The 21,632-nt window shown below is 32.7% G+C and carries 23 protein-coding genes, 1 pseudogene and 1 other annotated feature; of the genes and pseudogenes, 3 read left to right on the top strand and 21 right to left on the bottom strand.

Annotation, left to right across the window (positions count from 1 at the left end; translation table 11 throughout):
* Positions 1-4: 4 nt before the first annotated feature.
* The 20 genes and pseudogenes from LQ615_RS02585 to LQ615_RS02490 all read right to left on the bottom strand — a co-directional run.
* Positions 5-2,194 (bottom strand): RelA/SpoT family protein, encoded by a 2,190-nt coding sequence (locus tag LQ615_RS02585; protein ID WP_064211066.1) that lies wholly within the window; start codon positions 2,192-2,194, stop codon positions 5-7.
* A gap of 142 nt (positions 2,195-2,336) precedes the next feature.
* The gene (locus LQ615_RS02580; RefSeq protein ID WP_064204324.1) at positions 2,337-2,855 is read right to left on the bottom strand and encodes an adenine phosphoribosyltransferase; all 519 of its coding nucleotides are present in this window, start codon (positions 2,853-2,855) and stop codon (positions 2,337-2,339) included.
* On the bottom strand, positions 2,855-5,149 hold the full coding sequence (gene recJ, locus LQ615_RS02575; protein WP_064211067.1) for a single-stranded-DNA-specific exonuclease RecJ: 2,295 nt from the start codon (positions 5,147-5,149) through the stop codon (positions 2,855-2,857). Before recJ ends, LQ615_RS02580 begins: the two co-directional genes overlap by 1 nt.
* A 180-nt stretch (positions 5,150-5,329) precedes the next feature.
* Complete coding sequence (gene secDF / locus LQ615_RS02570) at positions 5,330-7,621, bottom strand: protein translocase subunit SecDF (RefSeq protein ID WP_016999266.1); 2,292 nt, start codon at positions 7,619-7,621, stop codon at positions 5,330-5,332.
* Positions 7,622-7,778: 157 nt separating this feature from the next.
* Positions 7,779-8,042, bottom strand: coding sequence for a preprotein translocase subunit YajC (gene yajC, locus LQ615_RS02565; RefSeq protein ID WP_016999267.1), 264 nt, complete (start codon positions 8,040-8,042; stop codon positions 7,779-7,781).
* Positions 8,043-8,054: 12 nt separating this feature from the next.
* A complete protein-coding gene (gene tgt / locus LQ615_RS02560; RefSeq protein WP_016999268.1) occupies positions 8,055-9,194 on the bottom strand; it encodes a tRNA guanosine(34) transglycosylase Tgt in 1,140 nt (379 codons plus the stop codon).
* A gap of 16 nt (positions 9,195-9,210) precedes the next feature.
* Positions 9,211-10,236, bottom strand: a complete 1,026-nt coding sequence (gene queA / locus LQ615_RS02555; protein ID WP_064211068.1) for a tRNA preQ1(34) S-adenosylmethionine ribosyltransferase-isomerase QueA — start codon at positions 10,234-10,236, stop codon at positions 9,211-9,213.
* A gap of 28 nt (positions 10,237-10,264) precedes the next feature.
* Positions 10,265-11,257, bottom strand: a complete 993-nt coding sequence (gene ruvB / locus LQ615_RS02550) for a Holliday junction branch migration DNA helicase RuvB (RefSeq protein WP_016999270.1) — start codon at positions 11,255-11,257, stop codon at positions 10,265-10,267.
* A gap of 13 nt (positions 11,258-11,270) precedes the next feature.
* Positions 11,271-11,861, bottom strand: coding sequence for a Holliday junction branch migration protein RuvA (gene ruvA / locus LQ615_RS02545; RefSeq protein ID WP_064211069.1), 591 nt, complete (start codon positions 11,859-11,861; stop codon positions 11,271-11,273).
* Between the two features lie 13 nt (positions 11,862-11,874).
* Positions 11,875-12,336 (bottom strand): ACT domain-containing protein, encoded by a 462-nt coding sequence (locus LQ615_RS02540; RefSeq protein WP_064211070.1) that lies wholly within the window; start codon positions 12,334-12,336, stop codon positions 11,875-11,877.
* A 12-nt stretch (positions 12,337-12,348) separates the two neighbouring features.
* Positions 12,349-13,638 (bottom strand): GTPase ObgE, encoded by a 1,290-nt coding sequence (gene obgE, locus LQ615_RS02535; RefSeq protein ID WP_016999273.1) that lies wholly within the window; start codon positions 13,636-13,638, stop codon positions 12,349-12,351.
* Positions 13,639-13,640: 2 nt separating this feature from the next.
* Positions 13,641-14,171, bottom strand: a complete 531-nt coding sequence (locus tag LQ615_RS02530; protein ID WP_239705398.1) for a Spo0B domain-containing protein — start codon at positions 14,169-14,171, stop codon at positions 13,641-13,643.
* A gap of 104 nt (positions 14,172-14,275) precedes the next feature.
* Entirely contained in the window at positions 14,276-14,560 is a 285-nt protein-coding gene (rpmA, locus tag LQ615_RS02525) for a 50S ribosomal protein L27 (protein ID WP_016999275.1), read from the bottom strand.
* Positions 14,561-14,570: 10 nt separating this feature from the next.
* Positions 14,571-14,891, bottom strand: a complete 321-nt coding sequence (locus LQ615_RS02520) for a ribosomal-processing cysteine protease Prp (protein WP_016999276.1) — start codon at positions 14,889-14,891, stop codon at positions 14,571-14,573.
* 3 nt (positions 14,892-14,894) lie between these two features.
* Complete coding sequence (gene rplU / locus LQ615_RS02515) at positions 14,895-15,203, bottom strand: 50S ribosomal protein L21 (RefSeq protein ID WP_016911517.1); 309 nt, start codon at positions 15,201-15,203, stop codon at positions 14,895-14,897.
* Positions 15,204-15,215: 12 nt separating this feature from the next.
* Positions 15,216-15,288: a sequence feature (ribosomal protein L21 leader region), on the bottom strand.
* A gap of 59 nt (positions 15,289-15,347) precedes the next feature.
* The gene (gene mreD / locus LQ615_RS02510; RefSeq protein ID WP_239703690.1) at positions 15,348-15,851 is read right to left on the bottom strand and encodes a rod shape-determining protein MreD; all 504 of its coding nucleotides are present in this window, start codon (positions 15,849-15,851) and stop codon (positions 15,348-15,350) included.
* Positions 15,851-16,708: a rod shape-determining protein MreC gene (gene mreC / locus LQ615_RS02505; RefSeq protein WP_026023631.1), complete on the bottom strand. Its 858-nt coding sequence runs from the start codon at positions 16,706-16,708 to the stop codon at positions 15,851-15,853. Before mreC ends, mreD begins: the two co-directional genes overlap by 1 nt.
* A 105-nt stretch (positions 16,709-16,813) precedes the next feature.
* Entirely contained in the window at positions 16,814-17,260 is a 447-nt protein-coding gene (locus LQ615_RS02500; protein WP_016999279.1) for a DUF4930 family protein, read from the bottom strand.
* 367 nt (positions 17,261-17,627) lie between these two features.
* Positions 17,628-17,906, bottom strand: coding sequence for a hypothetical protein (locus tag LQ615_RS02495; RefSeq protein WP_016999281.1), 279 nt, complete (start codon positions 17,904-17,906; stop codon positions 17,628-17,630).
* A 47-nt stretch (positions 17,907-17,953) separates the two neighbouring features.
* Positions 17,954-18,115, bottom strand: a pseudogene (locus tag LQ615_RS02490) (JAB domain-containing protein); the annotation flags it as partial.
* Positions 18,116-18,565: 450 nt separating this feature from the next.
* On the opposite strand from LQ615_RS02490, the gene LQ615_RS02485 reads away from it, so the two are divergent.
* The 3 genes from LQ615_RS02485 (at position 18,566) to LQ615_RS02475 (ending at position 20,984) form a co-directional block, all read left to right on the top strand.
* Positions 18,566-18,709, top strand: coding sequence for a hypothetical protein (locus tag LQ615_RS02485; protein ID WP_002360221.1), 144 nt, complete (start codon positions 18,566-18,568; stop codon positions 18,707-18,709).
* A 253-nt stretch (positions 18,710-18,962) separates the two neighbouring features.
* Positions 18,963-20,390 carry a chloramphenicol/florfenicol efflux MFS transporter FexA gene (gene fexA, locus LQ615_RS02480; protein WP_031883922.1) on the top strand — a complete coding sequence of 476 codons (1,428 nt, stop codon included), beginning with the start codon at positions 18,963-18,965 and terminating at the stop codon, positions 20,388-20,390.
* A 177-nt stretch (positions 20,391-20,567) separates the two neighbouring features.
* Complete coding sequence (locus tag LQ615_RS02475) at positions 20,568-20,984, top strand: NAD(P)H-dependent oxidoreductase (protein ID WP_000855243.1); 417 nt, start codon at positions 20,568-20,570, stop codon at positions 20,982-20,984.
* 282 nt (positions 20,985-21,266) lie between these two features.
* On the opposite strand, the gene LQ615_RS02470 is transcribed toward LQ615_RS02475, so the two are convergent.
* Entirely contained in the window at positions 21,267-21,632 is a 366-nt protein-coding gene (locus LQ615_RS02470; RefSeq protein ID WP_000619629.1) for a DUF6262 family protein, read from the bottom strand.

Genomic DNA, 21,632 nt, shown 5'->3' with positions numbered 1-21,632 from the left:
CCTCTTAATTCCATACACGGGTAACTGTATAGATATCGCCTAATTGTTTTATTTTATCAACAATTCGATAAACGTCATTAACGTTTTTAACCATAACACTTATGTTTATAACAGCATTTTTATCTATATCAGCTTTACCTGAAACTTTTACTAATTGTACTTTAATTGAATTTACAACTTGCAAGACTTCATTTAACAAGCCATTTCGATCGTATCCTGTAATTTCCAGATCAACTTGGTAACTTTTTTGTTCATTTGTATTTTTAACCCATTCTACATCGATTAATCTTTCGGTTTCATTAATAATATTAGGGCAATCTTTTCTATGTACTTTTACCCCGTGTCCTTTTGTAATGTAACCGATGATATCATCACCAGGGATAGGGTTACAGCACTTCGATAATTTGATTAGCATATTGTCCAAGCCTTCTACATAGACACCTGTTTCAGTACGTATATCATTTTTAATCGGCATAGACTTACTGACTTCTTGAACTTGGTTTAATGACTGTTTTTTACGTTCTATTCTAATTTTTTCAGATAATCTATTAACAGCTTGTAACGCGGTGATGCCTCCAAATCCTACTGCTGCATATAAATCATCTTCGTTCGAAAAATTATATTTCTCATTTACATTTTTGATATTCTCAGAAGTTAATACTTCATCTACGTTGAAACCTTGTTCTTTAATTTCAGCTTCAATCATAAACTTGCCTTTTTCAATGTTTGCAGATCTATCTTGTTTCTTAAAGAAACTGCGAATTTTGCTTTTAGCACTTGAAGAACGCACAATTTTCAACCAATCTCGACTCGGTCCATATGAATGTTTACTCGTTCTAATTTCAACTATATCTCCAGTAGATAATTTATAATCAATCGGCACGATTTTACCGTTTACTTTTGCTCCTATCATCTTATTCCCCACTTCACTGTGGACAGAGTAAGCAAAGTCTATTGGTACAGCACCATAAGGAAGTTCTACAACATCACTTTCTGGCGTAAAGACGTAAACTTTATCACTTTGTAAATCATATTTTAATGATTCCATAAATTCTTCAGCGTCTGGAGATGTGTTATCTGTTTCAGCTATCTCTTGTAACCAACTCATTTTTTGTAAATATTCTTCAGATTTATTGCTTAAGTTTTTACCTTCTTTATAAGCCCAATGAGCAGCAACACCGTGTTCAGCTATTTCATGCATCTCATAAGTTCTGATTTGAATTTCTAAAGGATCGCCATTTGGTCCAACTACCGTTGTATGCAATGATTGATACATATTTTGTTTTGGCATAGCTATATAGTCTTTAAATCTGCCAGGCATAGGTTTCCAAAGTGTGTGCACTAAGCCCAATACAGCATAACAATCTTTAATAGATGGCACTATGACTCTAATAGCTAATAAATCAAATATTTGTTCAAATTGCTTTTTCTGTTTAACCATTTTTCTATAGATGCTATATATATGTTTAGGTCGTCCGCTTATGTCGCCAGAAATATCCATAACTTCCATTTCTGATTCAATATCTTTAACAGCATTAGCAATATATGTTTCACGTTCACTTCTTTTTTTCTTCATAAGATTAACTATTCTGAAATATTGAACGCTATCTATATATCTTAAAGAAATATCCTCCAGTTCCCATTTAATCGTATTAATACCTAATCTATGAGCTAAAGGTGCGTATATTTCTAATGTTTCTTTTGCTATTCTTTTTTGTTTTTCTTTTGGCATGGCTTTTAAAGTTCTGACGTTATGAAGCCTATCTGCTAATTTCACAAGTATAACTCTTACGTCCTTAGCGATTGCTATAAATAGTTTACGATGGTTTTCAGCTTGTTGCGTTTCTTTTGATTTATATTTTACTTTTTTAAGTTTTGTCACACCATCTACTATAATTGCAACTTCTTCATTAAACATTTCAACCAAATCATCGTAAGTATAAGGTGTATCCTCAATTACATCATGTAAAAATCCAGCAACAATTGTTGGGCCATCTAACTTCATTTCAGTCAAAATACCTGCAACTTGTATTGGATGCATAATATAAGGTAAATTATTTTTTCTAATTTGGCCTTGATGTGCTTTAAAAGCTAAATCGTAACTTTTTTCAACTAATTTGTAAGCTTCTTCGGATAAGTAGCTTTTAGCTTTATATAAAACATCATCAGCACTATAAGGATATTCTTTATTCATAGGGACACCACCTCATCACAAATTTCTCTTTAATATTACTATTATAGCAATTAATATAAGTAATATGCCACATATAATTATTATATTTAATCTAAAAATAAAATAGTCACAAAAGTGACTATTTTATTTTAGTATTTACATACTATTCATCATATGAAATTAAAGATACAACATCGTATCCTTTTAGTTTATCTATTCCGTGTAAATATTTCAATTCTATTAAGAAAGCAATACCTACTACAATACCACCTAGTGATTCCACCAAATGGATAGCAGCTTCTATTGTACCGCCTGTTGCTAATAAATCATCAGTAATAAGCACACGTTGACCAGGTTTAATTGCGTCTCTATGCATTGTTAAAACGTTAGAGCCATATTCTAAATCATATTCATAACGAATAACTTCACGAGGTAATTTACCTTCTTTACGAACAGGTGCAAAACCAATTCCCATAGCATAAGACACAGGGCACCCTATAATGAATCCTCTTGCTTCAGGTCCAACTACTACATCTACTTGTTTGTTTTTAGCATAACTTACAATTTGGTCAGTTGCATATTTATATGCTTCCCCATTGTCCATAATTGTTGTAATATCTTTAAAATTAACCCCTTCTTTTGGCCAATCTTGTACTTCTGAAACATATTGTTTTAAATCCATTAAACTTCCTCCTCAACGTTGCCTATCAATGACTGAATCCATTTGATTAAAGATTGACTATCATTATATAACAATGTCTTTTCAATTTCTATTTGTCTTTTCTTCTCTTGATACAACGGCGCACTTTGAATGCTATTCTTTTCCGCTTCTTTATTCACTTTTATTATACCATCATTTATTGTAATAAAGTCTAATTCATAAAAGCAATTTAATATGAATTTTAATTGATCAGGTTTAATTTTCAAAAATTGACAAAGTTGCATACCTTCAGTTTGAATATTTGTTTCTGCTTTACTGAGTAATGCTTTATATGTTTCTTTAAATTTTTGTTCATTAGGTAAACCTTCAAAGTATGAATTAGATTGACCTTTAAAAACTAAATAATATTTATCTGCATTAACTTGATTTAAAGTTGTTTTTAAATCATCTAAATCTTTTGGTAAATCTCTAAGCACACACGCTTCAACATTTCTTTCATATCCTTCTCCATAGAACACATATCTATCATTTAGTTTTTCTTCTGTTGAATTAACTACAAACAAAGCGTCTTTTTGATTAATTTTCAATAAGTCTTGTTTATTTTTACTTCTGTAATCGAATACTGTATGTTCATTACCTAACTCTAAATCTTTTACGATTATTTGTGGAGATTGGTGTCCATTCCATTCGTTTACATTTAAGCTGCCTGCTATATTAATAGTTGTTTCATTTGTTATGTCGTGTTGAAGATGTCCGAAATTCCAATGAAGTGCTGCAATATTTTTGTCGGTTAATGTAAGTTTTAAATGTTTTTCACTTTGTCCAATACCTTTCACCGAATTAACCTGCACATTTTTCACTGCAAATAATGGTGCAGAAATATCAGTTCCAAAAGGTCGTAATCTCTCTAAGTCAAAAATATTTTCAACTGAAATGTCAGATACTTGAATTTCTGAATCCACAGTTAATTGCGGTAATAGTGGTTTACCTTCTGTTAACTTATACATTTCATCATTTAAAGCTTTTTTTAATGATTCTATAGCATCAATATCTAACGTCATACCTGCTGCCATATGATGACCACCAAACTTTTGTATAAGTTCAGAGTTATTTTGAAGAAATTCAAACATAGATACTTGTTCAATACTTCTAGCTGATCCTTTAGCATGATTTTGCTCTATATCCACATTTAACACGATAGTTGGTAAATGATATTGTTCAACAATTCTTGATGCTACTATTCCGAGAACACCCTCGTTCCAATCTTCTTTTGCTAAAACTAAAAATTGTGCGTTGGTGTCAATTTGTTCTTGAGCGAGCACAAGAGCTTCTTCTGTAATAGTTTCAACTATTGCTTTTCTTTCCGTATTAAAATGATCCACTTCTTCAGCAAGAAATGTCGCTTCATCGCTGTCTTCACACATCAATAATTCACATGCTAATCTAGCATCATCCAGACGACCAACCGCATTTAATCTTGGGCCAATTATAAATCCTACAGTTTGTTCACTGACTTCATCAGTGTAATCTGCGACTTCTAATAGTGCTTTAATACCTGGGGAAGGTTTTTCATTTAAAATGTTTAAACCTCTCTTGACCATATATCTATTCTCATCAGTTAAACTCACTAAATCTGCAATAGTACCGATTGCTACAAGTCCAAGAAAATAATCGGGCAAGTCCGCCTTAAGTGCTTTACATAATTTATAAGAAACCCCTACACCTGCTAAATATTCAAATGGATAGTCGAAGTCAGGGTGCATAGGATGGACGATAGCATATGCATTGGGTTTTGTAATACCAAATTCGTGATGATCTGTTACGATAACGTCTATCCCTAATTCATTAGCAATATCTATTTCATGATGTCCTTGAACACCATTGTCTACTGTAATGATTAAAGTAACGTCTTCATCATGAGCATTTCGAAATGCCCCTTCACTTGGACCATATCCTTCTGTAAATCTATTCGGAATATACCAACCGACTTGAGCTCCAAGTGATTCTAATGTTTTTACGAGAATTGTTGTTGATGTCACACCATCAGCATCATAATCACCATATACTAATATTTTCTCACTATTTTCTATAGCTTTATGTATTCTTGAAACAGCTTTCTCCATATCACTTAACAACATAGGATCATGAAAAAGTTCTTCTTTAGAAAGTAAATGTTCGATATCAGTTTGTGTTGTATAACCTTTAGAAACTAATGCTTTTTCTAATAGCGGGGAAATATTAAATTTTTTAATTATCTGCTTGTCTATTTCTATAGTTTGTCTAGGTATAGACCATTGATAACGTGCTTTAGTCATAACAAATCTCCTCATTTCTACTCAAAACATTATACATGAAAAATTAATGATTCTCTACTAAACAAATTAAGCATATCAAAATAAATATTTTTTGCATAGAATTGATAAACTTCAACTGCATAAAAAAGCACTTATCAAAGCAGACACATAAAGTGTAGCTTTGATAAGTGCTCATGAATTTTAAACGAGTATTTTTTCGTCGTTTGATTTTTTCTCTTCGTAGACAACTAATTTGCCGTCATCAGAATTTTTAAGTTGTTTCTTTTTCAACATGCCCCATAGCGGAACTGCCACGAACACAGATGAGAACACACCTGAAATCAGTCCTATAAGTAATGCTAATGAGAAGTTGAATATACTTGATGATCCAAAGATTAATAGTCCAATTACAACTATTACAACGGTTAACACTGTATTAATTGATCTCGTCATCGTTTGTCTAATAGATGAATTTACAATCATATCAATTGTTTCTGGGTCTTTTATAACTTTGATTTTACGTAAGTTTTCACGAACCCTATCAAATGTAACGATTGTATCGTTTATGGAATAACCGATTATCGTTAATACAGCAGCAATAAATGTAATATCTACTTCTAATCTAAATAAGCTAAACACTGTTACAATCATGAACACATCGTGTAGAAGTGCTAATACTGCAGTAGTTCCCATTCGCCATTCGAATCTAAATGTAACATAAATGACGATACCAAGCGCTGCAATGCCTAAAGCTTTCAATGCGTTTACTGCGAGCTCTTGGCCAACTACAGGAGATACTGTACTAACATTAGGGTCATGACCTAAAGTATCTTTAAAATCAGATTTAACTTTTTTTATCTCCGATTTATCTAAAGCATCTTTAAACTGTACAGTAGCCATTTTATTACCCGAACCACTTGTCGTAACTTGAGAAGGTTCTAATCCCATATCTTTAAATTGTTTAGATACTTGTTCAGTTTTTATTGCATTATCAGATTGTAAATCAACTCTTGTACCACTTGTGAAGTCGATACCGAGATTTAATTTAAATATAGATATTATAATCGCACCAACAATAATAGTTATGATACTAAATGTTAAGAGCGGTTTTGCAAGTTTAACAAAATTAACTTTATCATAAGGTGTGCTTAAATCATGCACATCTAATTTTTCGCTAATATCATGTCTTGATTTTTTAGATATGCCGAACCAAGTATACTTTTTGTTAAAGTAATTTGAGTTAATCAAGATTGATAACAGTAATCTTGTTAAGAATACTGATGCTACAAAACTCATCAGAATAGATAGTAATAACATTGTTGCGAAACCTTTAACGGAACTTTCACCAAATACAAATAATACTAATGCAGCTAATATTGTCGTTAAGTTAGCATCTAGTATTGTAACAAATGATGAACCCGAACCTTTTTTGAAGGCTTGTTTCAATGTCCTTCCGATTCTTAACTCATCTTTTATCCGTTCATACATAATAATATTCGCGTCTACAGCCATACCTACACCTAACACCAGAGCAGCTAGACCAGGTAAAGTAAGAACACCTGAAATAAAGTTGAATGCTAATAATGTTAAATAAACATAAGCGCTTAATGTAACAACAGCAACAACACCAGGTAATCTATAGTAGATTAACATGAATAAAAATACGATACCTACACCAATTGTAGAGGCAAAAATCGTTTCATCTAAAGCATCTTGACCAAACTGAGCACCTACTGAAGTAGAATAAACTTCATCTAATTTAACTGGTAAAGAACCTGAATTTAATAAGTCAGCGATTTGTTTTGCTTCTTTAACGCCTTCTTCACCTTTAAATCCGCCTGATATTTCTACATTTTCAGAATTGATAGGCTGACTAACTGTCGCTGCAGAAATATACTTAGGCTCTTTGCCTTCTTGTTCTTTCTTAGCTTCTTTTTCGTAGCTATCTCCATTTTCGTAATCCATCCAAATAACCATTAGGTTTGGATTCATTTTAGATACTTTTTCAGTTACTTCTTTAAATTTTTCTGCATCTTTTAATTTAAGTGTAACTGCTACTTCGTTTGTATTATCTTTAAAACCTTGTTTAGCGCCACCTTGTACTAAATCTTTACCTGATAATAGTACATTATCTTTAGCATCTCTAATTGTTAAGTTAGCTTGAGTCGAAAGTACTTCACGAGCCTCGTTTTGATCTTTAATACCCGCTAATTGTACTCTTATTCTATTGCCTTCCTCAACTTGAATCTTCGGTTCAGAAACACCCAATACGTTAACACGTGATTCCAAAGTTTTGGCGGTCGATTTAACAGCGTCTTTATCTATTTTGTCACCTTTATCTAAAGGATTGACTTGATAAAGAACTTCAAATCCACCTTGTAAGTCTAGACCTAAATTTACATTCTTCGTTATATTTTTACCGGTTGATCCTATTAAAGTAAAAATCAACACCGAGAGAAGTAAAAAGGCTATAATTCTACTACGCTTTTTCACGATAACACCTCTTACTTTTTTTAGTTCACTATATATGTTATAGCATACATTACCAGTTTTTGAATAGTCATAACGTACATGTATCAAAAAAAGACATGGATAACCATGTCTTTAACGTTAAATATATTAAACTAATTCCATCAAAATGTAAACTTTTTTATGAAGGGTCTACTTGTTTGATAGCAGGTTTTTCAAAAGTAATTTCTTGGCCTTTGTCATTTACAGTAACAACAACGATTGATTCGTCAACTGCTCTAACTGTACCTTTAATTCCACCAATTGAAGTAACTTTTTGACCTACTTCTAAGCGGTTTAATAATTCGCGATGCTCTTTTGCTCTTTTTTGTTGTGGTCTAATCATTAAGAACCAAACAAGTGCAAATATCAAAATAATTGGTAATAATTGTACTAATACTTCCATAATCATACTCCTTTAAAAGTTTTTGGGGTTATCTACATTTAGTCCATATTGTTCGAAAAATTCATCTTTGAAATCAAGTAATCGATCTTCTCTTATTGCTTGGCGAACATTCTCCATCAATTTTAATAAGAAATACAAATTATGATATGTAGTAAGACGAATTCCAAATGTTTCATCTGCTTTAATCAGATGACGCAAATAAGCTTTAGTATAGTTTCTACATGTGTAACAATCACATTCAGGATCTAATGGTGATAAATCTGTTTGATATTTCGCATTTTTTATCACTACTCTACCTTGTGAAGTCATACATGTACCATTTCTAGCTATACGTGTTGGTAAAACACAATCAAACATATCGATACCTCTAATTGAGCATTCGATTAATGCATCAGGTGAGCCAACGCCCATTAAATATCTTGGTTTATTAAATGGCATTAACGGTGTCGTATGTTCAACCATTCTGTACATAACAGGTTTCGGTTCTCCAACTGATAAACCGCCAATCGCATAACCAGGAAAATCAAGTGAAACTAAATCTTTAGCACTCTGCTCTCTAAGATCGTTGTATTCCCCACCTTGGATTATACCAAATAGAGCTTGATCTTCAGGACGTTTATGAGCTTCAAGACATCTCTCAGCCCATCTAGACGTTCTTTCAATTGATTTCTTTACATAATCATACTCAGATGGCATAGGAGGACACTCATCAAACGCCATCATAATGTCTGAACCAAGATCGTTTTGAATATGCGTTGCCTTTTCTGGACTTAAAAACAATTTAGAACCATTTAAATGATGTCTAAAATGCACACCTTCTTCTTCAATCTTTCTCATATCACTTAAACTGAATACTTGAAAGCCTCCTGAATCAGTTAATATTGGTCCATCCCAATTCATAAACTTATGTAATCCACCCACCTTAGAAATGATATCACTTCCAGGTTGTAACCACAAATGATAGGTATTGCTTAAAATGATTTTCGCTTCCATTTGTTTAAGTTCTTCAGGACTCATCGTTTTTACAGTTGCTTTTGTACCAACTGGCATGAACATTGGTGTCTCAAATGAACCATGTGGTGTATGAACGATTCCCAATCTTGCACCAGACTGTTTACAAGTTTTAATATGCTCATATGTTACTGCAGGCATGTCTTTTTCTCCTTCACTATATAATAATCATTGCATCCCCAAAACTAAAGAATCTATATTCAGATTCAACAGCATGACGATAAGCATTTAAAATATTTTCGCGCGATGACAGCGCTGAAACTAACATGATTAAAGTAGATTTTGGTAAATGGAAATTTGTAATTAAGCCATCAATCGCTTTAAATTCATACCCAGGATATATAAAGATATCTGTCCAGCCACTTTCGGCTATGAATTTATCATTCCTACTTCGTATTGTTTCTAACGTTCTTGTTGAAGTAGTACCAACTGAAATAATTTTTTTACCATCGGCTTTAACTTTATTTAATAATTCAGCAGTATCTTCAGACATTTGATAATACTCTGAATGCATTTCATGTTCGTCGATATTATCTACACTTACCGGTCTGAATGTACCTAATCCTACGTGTAAAGTTATAAATGCAACATGTACACCTCTATCTCTAATTTCTTGTAATAGATTTTTAGTGAAATGTAGTCCTGCAGTTGGTGCTGCAGCTGATCCAACAGCTTTAGCATAAACAGTTTGATATCGGTCTTGATCATCTAGTCTTTCTTTAATGTAAGGAGGTAATGGCATTTCACCAAGTTCATCCAAACGTTCTTGTAAAATGCCTTCATACGAAAGTTTCATAATTCTACCACCTTGGTCTAACTCTTTAACACAAGTAGCAATTATTTTACCTTCCCCAAAAGATACACTTTGATTTATCTTTATACGTTTTGCAGGTTTGATAAGTACTTCCCATTCGTCATTCTCTTGTTGTGTTAGCATTAACATTTCAACTTTCGCACCAGTTTCTTCTTTAATTCCAAATAATCTAGCAGGCATGACTTTTGTATCATTTAGTACTAAACAATCTCCCGGTGATAACTGATGTATAACATCTTTAAATGTTAAATCTTCTAATTCACCTGTAACTTTATCGCATTTTAGTAGTCGACTACTTTCTCTATTAAGCAACGGTGTTTGAGCGATCAAAGACTCAGGTAAATCAAAATCAAAATCTTCAATATTCACAGGCTTTGCCTCTTTCCTCATTCTAATATTATTTCTTTATCTCAAAATGGTCATAACTCACTGCAGTTGCTTTTCTACCACGAGGCGTTCGTTCTATAAAGCCTTTTTGAATGAGATATGGTTCGTACACATCTTCTAATGTAATACGTTCTTCCCCAATGGTAGCAGCAATTGCATCTAGGCCAACTGGTCCACCTTTATAATTATTCAATATACAGTGCATAATTTTATAGTCAATATGGTCTAACCCTTCTTTATCAACTTGTAATAAATCTAATGCATGTTTAGTTGTACCAATTGTTATTGAATCGTCACCTTCAACTTGAGCAAAATCTCTCACTCTTCTTAACAATCGGTTAGCAATTCTTGGTGTCCCTCTGCTTCGTTTTGATAACTCATTTGTACTTTGGTCATCTATTTCAACATTAAAGACTTCAGCAGTACGTTTAATGATTTCTTTTAAACTTCCATCATCATAATATTCTAAACGTAAATGAACGCCAAATCGATCTCTTAAAGGAGCTGATAGACTTCCTACTCTAGTCGTAGCACCCACTAATGTAAATGGCGGTAAATCAATTCTAATACTTCTTGCTTCTTCACCTTTACCAACTACTATGTCTAAGAAAAAGTCTTCCATAGCTGGGTATAAAACTTCTTCTACTACACGACTCAAACGATGTATTTCATCTATAAATAGTACATCACCGGGTTGTAAAGCTGATAAAATCGCAGCTAAATCTCCTGGTCTTTCTATAGAGGGTCCACTAGCTGTACGTAAATTAACGTCCATCTCATTAGAAATGATGTTAGCAAGAGTCGTTTTACCTAAACCTGGAGGTCCATATAACAAACAATGATCAAGAGGTTCTTCTCTTAATTTCGCAGCTTTAATAAAAATATCTAAATTAGATTTAATATTATGTTGACCTATATACTGATTCAATGTGTCCGGTCTTAATGATAATTCATTTTGCAAATCTTCTTCAAGTTCATGTTCATCAACTACACGATCATCCAAAAAATCACCTCATTTATTGAATAAGTAGTGCTAAAGCCCTTTTAACACATGCATCTACAGTATCGAATGTTTCTTTTTCTAAAGATTTTTTAACCTTAGTAATTTCACGTTTAGAATAACCTAATGCTTCTAACGCTAATACCGCTTCTTCTAATACATCATTTTTACTTTCGTCAGCTTGAGCAAAGAGCTCTGATTCTTCGGTAATAGTTAATTTACCTTTTAAATCTAATATAATTTGTCTAGCTGTTTTCTTTCCTATACCAGGGAATTTTGTTAAATATGCTTCATTTTCATTCTCAATAGCAATTTTAACTTCATTCGGTGTACTGGCTGCTAATATTGCTAGTGCAGATTTAGGACCAATACCGGTAACTTTAATAAGATTTAAAAACATGTCTTTCTCTTCTAAATCTATAAAACCATATAATAGATGCGCGTCTTCACGTACAATTAGTTGTGTAAAGACTTGCGCCTCTTCTTCTAATTGAGATTGAAAACGATATGAATTTGGTGTTTGTATTTCATAACCTATACCGTTATTTTCAACTACTATATGTGTTGGATATAATTGAGAAATTTTACCTTTTATATATGCATACATTAGATAACTCCCTTTACATGCTCATTCCAATAACTTCAACTTCATCTACGTGTGGACTTTCTTTAATAGCATCCATCAATTCTTCTAGAGATAATTCTATATTAGAGGCATTTAATGAAATCGTTATAGTAGCTCTGTCTTTCATAGGTAAACTTTGATGAATCGTTAAAACAGATCCTTTTAATTCAGCAATTTTATTTAATACAAAAGCAAGCATACCTACTTCATCTTGAACATACAAAATTAAAGTTAAATTTCGTGTTTGTTCCTCTAATCTATCTATAGGGAAAATCGTATCCTTATATTTATAAAATGCACTTCTAGAAAGATTAAACTCTTTCACTGCATCATAAATAGTCAAATTGTTATTTTTCATGAGCGCATTTTTTACTTTTATAGTTTTTTGAACAGATTCTGGCAATACATCTTCCCTAATTAAATAAAACTTCTTTGTTGATTCATTTGATTTTTTCAATTAGAACACGCCCTATTCGACAAATTCAAATTCTCCACCTAATATTCTTACAATATCACCATTAGAAGCGCCTTTTTCTCTCAAGGCATCATCGATACCCATTGATCTCATCTGTCTAGCAAAACGTCTAACAGCTGCATCACGATTGAAGTCAGTCATCATGAATAATCTTTCAATTGAATCACCTGTAACAACATAAGCTCCATCGTCATCACGAGAAATAACAAAATGGTCTCTTGATTTTTCATGTTTATAGACAACTCTATGAATACCTGTTTCTTCTTCTATACTATCGAAATCTACACCTTCAGTTTCATCGAGTAAGTCAGCGATTTGATATAATAATTGATCAACATTTTCGCGTGTAACTGTACTAATAGGAACAATTTTTACATCTTCCTCAAGCTGTTCTTTAAACATCTCTAATTGTGCTTCTGAATCTGGTAAGTCCATCTTATTTGCAACAACTATCTGCGGTCTTCTTGATAAGTTTTCATTGTAAGATTTCAACTCTTGATTAATTGTAACATAATCTTCATAAGGGTCTCTGCCTTCCATTCCACTCATATCAATAATGTGAACTATCACTCTCGTACGTTCAACATGACGTAAAAATTGATGACCTAGACCTACACCTTCTGAGGCTCCTTCAATTAAACCAGGTAAATCTGCCATTACAAATCCTCTGCCATCTTTAGTTTGTACAACACCTAAATTAGGCTTAATAGTTGTGAAATGATAAGCACCTATTTTAGGTTTAGCTTTAGATACAATTGATAGGAGTGTCGATTTTCCTACGCTTGGGTAACCTACTAAACCTACATCAGCCATTAATTTCAATTCTAGAATAACTTCAATTTCTTCTCCAGGCTCACCATTTTCACAAAAGTCTGGTGCTGGGTTACTCGGTGATGCAAACCTTGAATTGCCTCGACCACCACGGCCACCTTTTGCTACTGTAGCACGTTGTCCATGCTCTACTAAATCGGCTAGCACTTCTTCATTTTCTACTTTTTTTATAATTGTGCCAGGTGGAACTTTTAATACTAAATCACCTGATCCTCTACCATGCATGTTACTGCTTTGTCCATTTTCACCTTTATCAGCTTTAAATTTTCTTTGGAATTTAAAATCTAATAAAGTACGTAATCCTTCATCTACTTCAAATACTACTGAGGCACCTTTGCCTCCATCTCCTCCGGCCGGACCACCAAACGGAACATACTTTTCACGACGAAAAGCAACTAAACCGTTACCGCCATCACCAGCTTTCAAAGATATCTTGACCTGATCTATAAACATGTTTACACCTCTAGTTCATTAATATTAATAAAAAATTCTAATTCACATATTTCTTGATTATACGAAATAATTTCTATATTATAGTTTGAAAAAATTTGTTTAATTTCATTTTCGTTTATCGTAATACCTTTAGCTGACATTATTAATGTAACAAATTCCTGTTCAATAATTAATCCGATATGTGTATCTAAATCGTCAATTTCATTGACGATATGATTCATCCATTTGTGATAAATATTTAACAAAATGTTATCTGATAGGAATAAATTCCTTTGATAATCTTCATCGCTATTACATTCAATTTCAAATGTCCATTTAGAGCCTGACAATGAGATTTTGTGTGAAAATACTTCTTGAACAAACTTTCTGCATGGTGCATTTAAAAATAATTGTTCTTGTTTAAGTTCTTGATACAATTCATCTATTAATGAATTAACTTTACTTTCTTTACCCAACTGTTTATAAGTGTATAACAGTTGAAATTGATTGACAAAATCGTGTCTCGACTTTAAATACACATCTAAATCATCCATTTTATCACCTATATTGTAAGTATTCATAAATACTATTATACCATTTTAATCATTTGATTAAAAAAAGAAACACCAGAAAAAATTCTGGTGTCTCAATTTAGTGATTATTCAGCAGCTGTATATACAGATACTCTCTTTTTGTCACGACCAAAACGTTCGAATTTAACAACGCCGTCGATTTTAGCGAATAATGTATCGTCTCCACCGCGACCTACGTTTTCACCAGCGAAAACTTTAGTTCCACGTTGACGATAAAGGATAGAACCACCTGTAACGAATTGACCGTCAGCACGTTTAGCTCCTAAACGTTTTGATTCAGAGTCACGACCGTTCTTTGTAGAACCAACCCCTTTTTTCGATGCGAAAAATTGTAAGTTTAATTTTAACATGAGTTACACCTCACTTGTAATTTAGTTTAATATATTGCCCGTATTCTTCTTCAATAGTCTTTAAAGAAATGATTAGGCCTTGTAATAAAGTTTGCGCTTGTTCATTTTCTAAGTTTACACTACGTATATGAAAATATCCACCATCGTCACTGTAATCTATATCAGGTGTTTCATCAGTTAAACCGATGATTGCATTAGTCGTACCAAACACGACTGCAGATGCGCCAGCGCAGACTATATCTTTGCCGTATTCACCTGAATCAGCATGTCCAGACATAATAATATCTGTAACTTGCCCTTCATCGTTTAAACTAATATCTACTTTAATCATTGCTTACGCGTTAATTTTTTCGATAGTTAATTTAGTGTAAGGTTGACGATGACCTTGTTTACGCTTGTAGTTTTTCTTAGCTTTGTATTTGAAGACAGTGATTTTTTTACCGCGTCCTTGTTTTTCAACTTTAGCAGTAACTGAAGCACCTTCAACAACTGGTGATCCAACTTTAACTGAATCTCCACCTACAAATAATACTTGGTCAAAAGTGAATGAATCACCTTCATTTACGTCTAATTTCTCAACCCAAATTGTTTGACCTTCTTCTACTTTAACTTGCTTTCCGCCAGTTTCAATTATAGCAAACATACTTGCACCTCCTAATTTTTTAAGTCACGCCATTCATAGGTGACGTTCGTACTTAATACCTATGATTGAGCGGTTGTATGTAGCTTGAAACTACTCAACTTCAATAGATTACCATCTACAGTTACTATTGTCAATATTCTTTAATTAATTTGTATTTCTTTCTAATAATTTCAAAACGAAAGGAAAAATAATAACTAAACAAATTAAATTAAATATTATTGTTGGAATTAATCGGAATAATATAAGATTAGCAAAATCTATTGAAATAAATCCTAATATGCCATAAAAAGCCATAACCCATATTTCTAATAATACCACCGAAATAATGAGTAAAATGACCATCATTAAAATATCTCTATAAAATACTTTGAATAATTTATCCATCATTACTACAAATAATGCATAACCAAATGTGTAAACACCATATACGCCGCCATAATAAATGTCAGTAAATATTCCAGTAACGATTGCTAGGATAATCGCTACTTTAGGGTTTTTATAAACTGCAATTATTAGTAAGTATAAGATTGTAAGGCGTGGAACGATAACGAATGTTTCATTAAATAGATGAATAGGTGATATTCTAGTTAATAAAGAATCTAGATAAAATAGTAAGACGCCAATCAGAGGAATAACATATAATCTCATTATTCCTCACCACTTTCGTCTGCTGAAGGGATAGTCTCAGGATCTCTATTAGCCACATAGACATGATTAAGGTCTTTAATATTTGTTGAAGTTTTTATGTATGCTACTTTAGACAATCCGTATTCGTCATTTTCGACTTTCTCAACTTCTCCTACCAATAAACCTTTAGGAAGTTGATCGCCTAAACCATTTGTTACTACTTTAGATCCTTTTTTAATTTTGTATTTATTATCGATATCACTAATAACGAGAAGCCCTTTTTCTTCGTCATATCGATTAATCATACCAAAGACATTTTCGCCTTCTTGTTGAATATCCACAGAAAGCTTACTCGTTTTTACACTTGTAGAAATCAGTTCAACTTGAGATGAAAATTGGTTAGCTTTTTTGATTCTTCCTACTAACCCTTCACTAGTGATTACAGCCATATTTTCTTTCATTCCACTTTTTTTACCTTTATCAATAATAATCGTGTTCATCCATTGATCTGGACTTCTTGCAATTACAGTAGCAGATATTGGATTAAATTGTGAAATGTCTTTCATATCAAGTTCTTTTTTTAATTCTTTGTTTTCTTTTTCCAAACGAGCTTTATCAGCTTTAATCTGTTCAGTGCGCTTTGCTTCTTCTTTTAATTTTTTAACATCATCTTCCGAAGTTGTTAAATTAGTGAAAAAGTTCGATACCATCGTCACAGGATAAGAAACAATTCTACCTCCAAATGATGATGTATCACTAGCATATTGTTCACTAAGCGATGCAGATTGTGCCCTCATTGAATACCCTACTATTACTATTAACAAAACCATGGAAATTAGAAAAAATACTAATTTATTATTTTTAAAAAAATTCGACAATCTAAACACCTCTTAATTTTCAAATGTCTAAATAACAATGATATTACTATTTTATCTTACAGTTCCATTTAAATAAAGTACGAGACTGTCGATATAGTAAAAAAGTTAATATGCTTCTTCAGGTAAGAGTTCAATATTTTGATTCATTTCATTTAAATCATCTTTCAAATCTTGCTCTGTGTGATAAACGTACATTTGTGGTTCACCAAATTTATATAGTATATATTCAGTGCCTCTTTGACCAGCTACGTAATTTTCATTATAGCCCATTCTTTCTAAATCAGACACAGCCATAAACTCTCTCTTATTAATCCAGCTAAAAGCTTGTTTCGTTTGTCCTAAAGGTACATTTCTTAACAAAGGTGTATCTTCTATTGTATAAGTAGAATTAGCTCTCCCAGGAACAACTTGTTCACTTTGTGGTGTTTCATCACTATGATCGAAAGGATTTAATTCACTTAAAGCAGGTACATTTCTATATACAATGATAATAATAACAATAATTGCTATTAATGCTAATAAATTTCTAATTAACCTAAATAACCATCTCAATTTTATGGCACCTCTCATTCAAATTTATTATACATAATTGTTTTAAAACTATCATCAGACTTGGGACCTAACTCTTTAATCATGCTGTAGTCTGATGTAAGATATGTTTGAAGCCTTTATAATGATATTAAGAGGTGAGAATTATGGAGTTAATTTATATTTTCATAGCAATATTATTGTTAATTATATTTTTTAGATTTTTCGTTGGAATATTAAGATTCGCTATAAAATTAGCTATTATCGCTTTAGTAATATATTTTGTATATCAAGGCGTTATGTATTTCATGTGAAATTTATATAATTTTTAAAGCCAACTATACGATTAAGGCCGTATAATTGGCTTTTAATTCTGTGAGAATATTCTTTATCACTTATTTAATAATTTACTTAAAATAAACAATGTAATAGAAACTAATAATCCCCACACAATCCCAGCACCAATACCACCTATAAATAAACCGAAATTGATATTAGTACTACTATCATTTATAGCAATTAAAATAGAACCTAGAAAGACACCAACTATACTCAATCCCATTACAACGCCATAATCCTTTTTAACAATAGCTCGTCTATTTTTATTTTGAAAAACAGTAATTATAAATAATACAGGTAAAATAACTAATATAAACGTAATAATTTGCAAAACTAAAACTCCTGACTTCATTTTACATATATTATAACATTGTATGATTATGAACGTTCAATAATTTCTAAATCTTCTTTTGTAATATAATCATCTTCAAATAAACTTATAAATTCTCCATCTCCTATAATGATATGATCTAGTAAATCAATTCCCATTAAATCACAACAATATAATAGTCTTTTCGTAGTTTTGATATCTTCTAAAGATGGAGTCGGATCTTATCAAGAGTAAATTACTAAAAATCCATTAACATCAATGTTTTTACTTTAAGAACATATATTTAACGTGTTAAATCAAATGAAAAAATACAATGTAATTATTAGATGACAATTGATTACGGTCAGAAGAATGTACCACAAATAAAAAAACTAATTCCTTTTTATTTTATCGAGGAATTAAGCTTTTGACCTGCAACAATCACGCCCAATTTCGGAATATCTATAATATGATTTCGATCTTAAATTATCTACTTTAACTGACGCTACCTGCTCGTTAAAGAAGACCTATTTAAAAAAGTTTATACTGCACCTGCCTTTATTATGTAAGTAAAAGTAGTAAAGCTTTAAATTGGTTTTCAAAAAAGTAGGGTTGATTATTTCTTTTTCATCAATTATTATTGTGTTATTATCACAATATGAGAAAGGAGGCAAAAAGTAATGGGAATTGATTTCATTAATGTCGAGTTTAGAAAGCATGTAAAAGTTTCAGGGGATTTAGGTACAACGGGATCAGTATGTCCTTTTTCACAAAAACAAAAAATGGAAACACTACCGGAAAACTTTTTGCCTCCTTTTATATAATGGGCAAAAATTTATGAATCTATTGCATTTGTAAAAATGCATACGAATGATTAGGCACCGGTTGTTAAACTGGTGCCTTTTTTTTGTTTGATCAGTTCAGTTAGTTTGGAGAACCGAATCTTTAATCATGCTGTAGAAATATGGTGAGTTCGTTGATTTGGTTTTACAATATAAATAGATATGAGGTGAGGTTTATGGTGAAAGCAGTGGATTTAGCCTCCTAAAATCACAATATATTTTAGGAGGAAATAAAATGAAAAAGGATAGTAAATCTAAAGAAATGATTCAATCTGAAAAAAGGGGTTCTACTAGGCTTTTAATGATGGTACTCTCCCTATCTGTACTTGTAGGTGCAATTACGGCTGATTTAGTCAATCCCGTACTTCCACTAATAAGCAAAGATTTAGAAGCTTCGAAATCTCAAGTGAGTTGGATAGTTAGTGGTATTGCACTTGTTCTTGCGATTGGAGTTCCGATTTATGGTCGAATCTCAGACTTTTTTGAGTTACGAAAGCTATATATCTTTGCCATTATGATTCTGGCAAGTGGTAGTCTTTTATGTGCAATTGCCCCGAACCTCCCATTGTTGGTTTTGGGAAGAATGGTTCAGGGTGCTGGGATGTCCGCAATTCCAGTTCTATCAGTCATTGCAATTTCGAAGGTTTTCCCACAAGGAAAACGTGGGGGAGCTTTGGGAATTATCGCAGGAAGTATTGGTGTTGGAACTGCTGCTGGTCCAATATTTGGTGGAGTAGTTGGTCAATATTTAGGGTGGAATGCCTTGTTTTGGTTCACATTTTTGTTAGCCATTATGATTGTTATTGGTGCCTACTACGCGTTACCGACAATTAAACCGGCAGAATCCGTAGGAAGCAATAAGAACTTTGATTTCATTGGTGGTTTATTCCTCGGCCTCACAGTAGGATTACTCCTTTTTGGCATCACTCAAGGAGAAACTTCTGGTTTTTCTTCGTTCTCATCGTTAACTAGCCTAATTGGTTCTGTTGTAGCTTTGGTGGGATTTATTTGGAGAATTGTTACCGCAGAAAATCCATTTGTACCACCTGTCCTGTTCAATAACAAGGATTATGTCAATACGGTCATAATTGCATTTTTTTCGATGTTTGCTTATTTCGCTGTTCTTGTGTTCGTCCCATTACTAGTCGTTGAGGTGAATGGACTCTCTTCTGGACAGGCTGGAATGATATTGTTGCCAGGTGGTGTGGCTGTTGCAATCTTATCTCCCTTCGTTGGCCGTCTTTCTGATCGATTTGGGGATAAACGTCTGATAATTACTGGGATGACTCTGATGGGGCTGTCTACCTTATTCTTGTCCACCTATGCATCTGGTGCTTCACCTCTGTTAGTTTCCGTGGGGGTCCTCGGAGTAGGGATTGCTTTTGCATTCACGAATTCTCCCGCAAATAACGCCGCAGTAAGTGCACTCGATGCAGACAAGGTTGGTGTCGGAATGGGGATTTTCCAAGGTGCTTTGTACCTTGGAGCAGGAACTGGAGCAGGTATGATTGGAGCATTATTATCCGCTCGACGTGATGCTACTGAGCCGATAAATCCATTATATATATTGGACGCTATGTCCTACTCAGATGCGTTCCTTGCAGCTACAGGGGCAATACTCATTGCCTTAATAGCTGGATTAGGTTTAAAAAAGCGTGGGTAATAACTTAGTTATGTAAAGATTAGTTATTGTTTAGTTCATCTTCTATAGTTTAAGCTGTAAATAAATAGCTTAGGAATCACGCAAATTTGAATTTCTTAGAATAGAATACTTTTAAGTAACTCAACTTTCGTACACTGTTTTATTGGTGCGAAAGTTGAGTATGTTAAGGATGAAACAATGAAAACATTGGTGATCGTTTCTCACCCAGATATGCCAAATTCTCGAATCAATAAAGTTTGGGTAGAAAAAGCAGCGTCTTATTCAAACGAAATTACCATTCATGATCTTTATAGAGAGTATCCTGATTTTATTATAAATGTAAAAAGAGAGCAGGAATTAGTTGAAAATCATGATAATATTATTTTTCAATTTCCATTATATTGGTATAGTTCTCCTTCATTATTAAAAAAATGGATCGATGAAGTGATTATATATGGATGGGCTTACGGATCAAAGGGTAAAAGAATATTTTATAATCGAAAATTAGGATTAGCTATATCAGCTGGCGTAAAAAAAGGTGAATTTACAAGTATGGGTAAAAACAAGCATACATTAACCCAGATGTTAACACCATTCAAATCTTTATGTGCATAGATTCATGCTGAATATGTACCAGAGTTTGTACTTTACGGTGCTAATTCGGATATGAAGGGCGAAGAGATACAGAAAAGTGCTAATGAGTATTTGCAATATATTAAAAAGTATTATTTAAGAGCATAAAACACTTCTGCGATCATGCCAACAATACTAGAAGAAAGCCCATTTCCCCTTAACACATTTAGGGAAATGGGCTATTGAAGTTATTGAAGGTTTTAGCGATTTCATTTTAGGTAGCCAATTCAAAGTGCCCAATAAATTCCAAGAAACACAAATCTGCTAAAACAGCTTGCCATGTAATTTTTGAACTTGATCCTTTAACCGTTCATTCTCTTCTTCTAACGCCTTTATACGGCTTTTTAAGGTTTTTATTAATACGTCCTCTGAACGAGGGCTTTTACTAGGTTTACGGGGGGTTAACTCACTTATCTGCATCCCTCTTAATGTCTCCACTCTAGTTCTAATATCTTTTTGTTTGTAAAGCCATGACTTTGAAACATTTGCTTTTTGTGCAACGGAATTAAAATTAATCTTCTCTTCTTTCAATGCCATCTCTGAAATTGTCTTTTCAACCCTAATTCTTGTTTTCTCCGACTTGTCTTTAGCTAGCTGAACTATGGCAGTTGTGTTACCTTTTCTAATCAT

The organism is Mammaliicoccus sp. C-M13, from assembly GCF_022386845.1.
Lineage (GTDB): Bacteria > Bacillota > Bacilli > Staphylococcales > Staphylococcaceae > Mammaliicoccus > Mammaliicoccus lentus.
This window is presented reverse-complemented; position numbering and strand designations above follow the sequence as displayed.

Excerpts from the sequence above, each read along its gene's own strand:
- LQ615_RS02585 (WP_064211066.1), bottom strand. The coding sequence starts at position 2,194 with ATGAATAAAGAATATCCTTATAGTGCTGATGATGTTTTATATAAAGCT.
- LQ615_RS02580 (WP_064204324.1), bottom strand. The coding sequence starts at position 2,855 with ATGGATTTAAAACAATATGTTTCAGAAGTACAAGATTGGCCAAAAGAA.
- recJ (WP_064211067.1), bottom strand. The coding sequence starts at position 5,149 with ATGACTAAAGCACGTTATCAATGGTCTATACCTAGACAAACTATAGAA.
- yajC (WP_016999267.1), bottom strand. The coding sequence starts at position 8,042 with ATGGAAGTATTAGTACAATTATTACCAATTATTTTGATATTTGCACTT.
- tgt (WP_016999268.1), bottom strand. The coding sequence starts at position 9,194 with ATGCCTGCAGTAACATATGAGCATATTAAAACTTGTAAACAGTCTGGT.
- ruvA (WP_064211069.1), bottom strand. The coding sequence starts at position 11,861 with ATGTATGCATATATAAAAGGTAAAATTTCTCAATTATATCCAACACAT.
- obgE (WP_016999273.1), bottom strand. The coding sequence starts at position 13,638 with ATGTTTATAGATCAGGTCAAGATATCTTTGAAAGCTGGTGATGGCGGT.
- LQ615_RS02530 (WP_239705398.1), bottom strand. The coding sequence starts at position 14,171 with ATGGATGATTTAGATGTGTATTTAAAGTCGAGACACGATTTTGTCAAT.
- rpmA (WP_016999275.1), bottom strand. The coding sequence starts at position 14,560 with ATGTTAAAATTAAACTTACAATTTTTCGCATCGAAAAAAGGGGTTGGT.
- LQ615_RS02520 (WP_016999276.1), bottom strand. The coding sequence starts at position 14,891 with ATGATTAAAGTAGATATTAGTTTAAACGATGAAGGGCAAGTTACAGAT.
- rplU (WP_016911517.1), bottom strand. The coding sequence starts at position 15,203 with ATGTTTGCTATAATTGAAACTGGCGGAAAGCAAGTTAAAGTAGAAGAA.
- mreD (WP_239703690.1), bottom strand. The coding sequence starts at position 15,851 with ATGAGATTATATGTTATTCCTCTGATTGGCGTCTTACTATTTTATCTA.
- LQ615_RS02485 (WP_002360221.1), top strand. The coding sequence starts at position 18,566 with ATGGGAATTGATTTCATTAATGTCGAGTTTAGAAAGCATGTAAAAGTT.
- fexA (WP_031883922.1), top strand. The coding sequence starts at position 18,963 with ATGAAAAAGGATAGTAAATCTAAAGAAATGATTCAATCTGAAAAAAGG.
- LQ615_RS02475 (WP_000855243.1), top strand. The coding sequence starts at position 20,568 with ATGAAAACATTGGTGATCGTTTCTCACCCAGATATGCCAAATTCTCGA.
- LQ615_RS02470 (WP_000619629.1), bottom strand. The coding sequence starts at position 21,632 with ATGATTAGAAAAGGTAACACAACTGCCATAGTTCAGCTAGCTAAAGAC.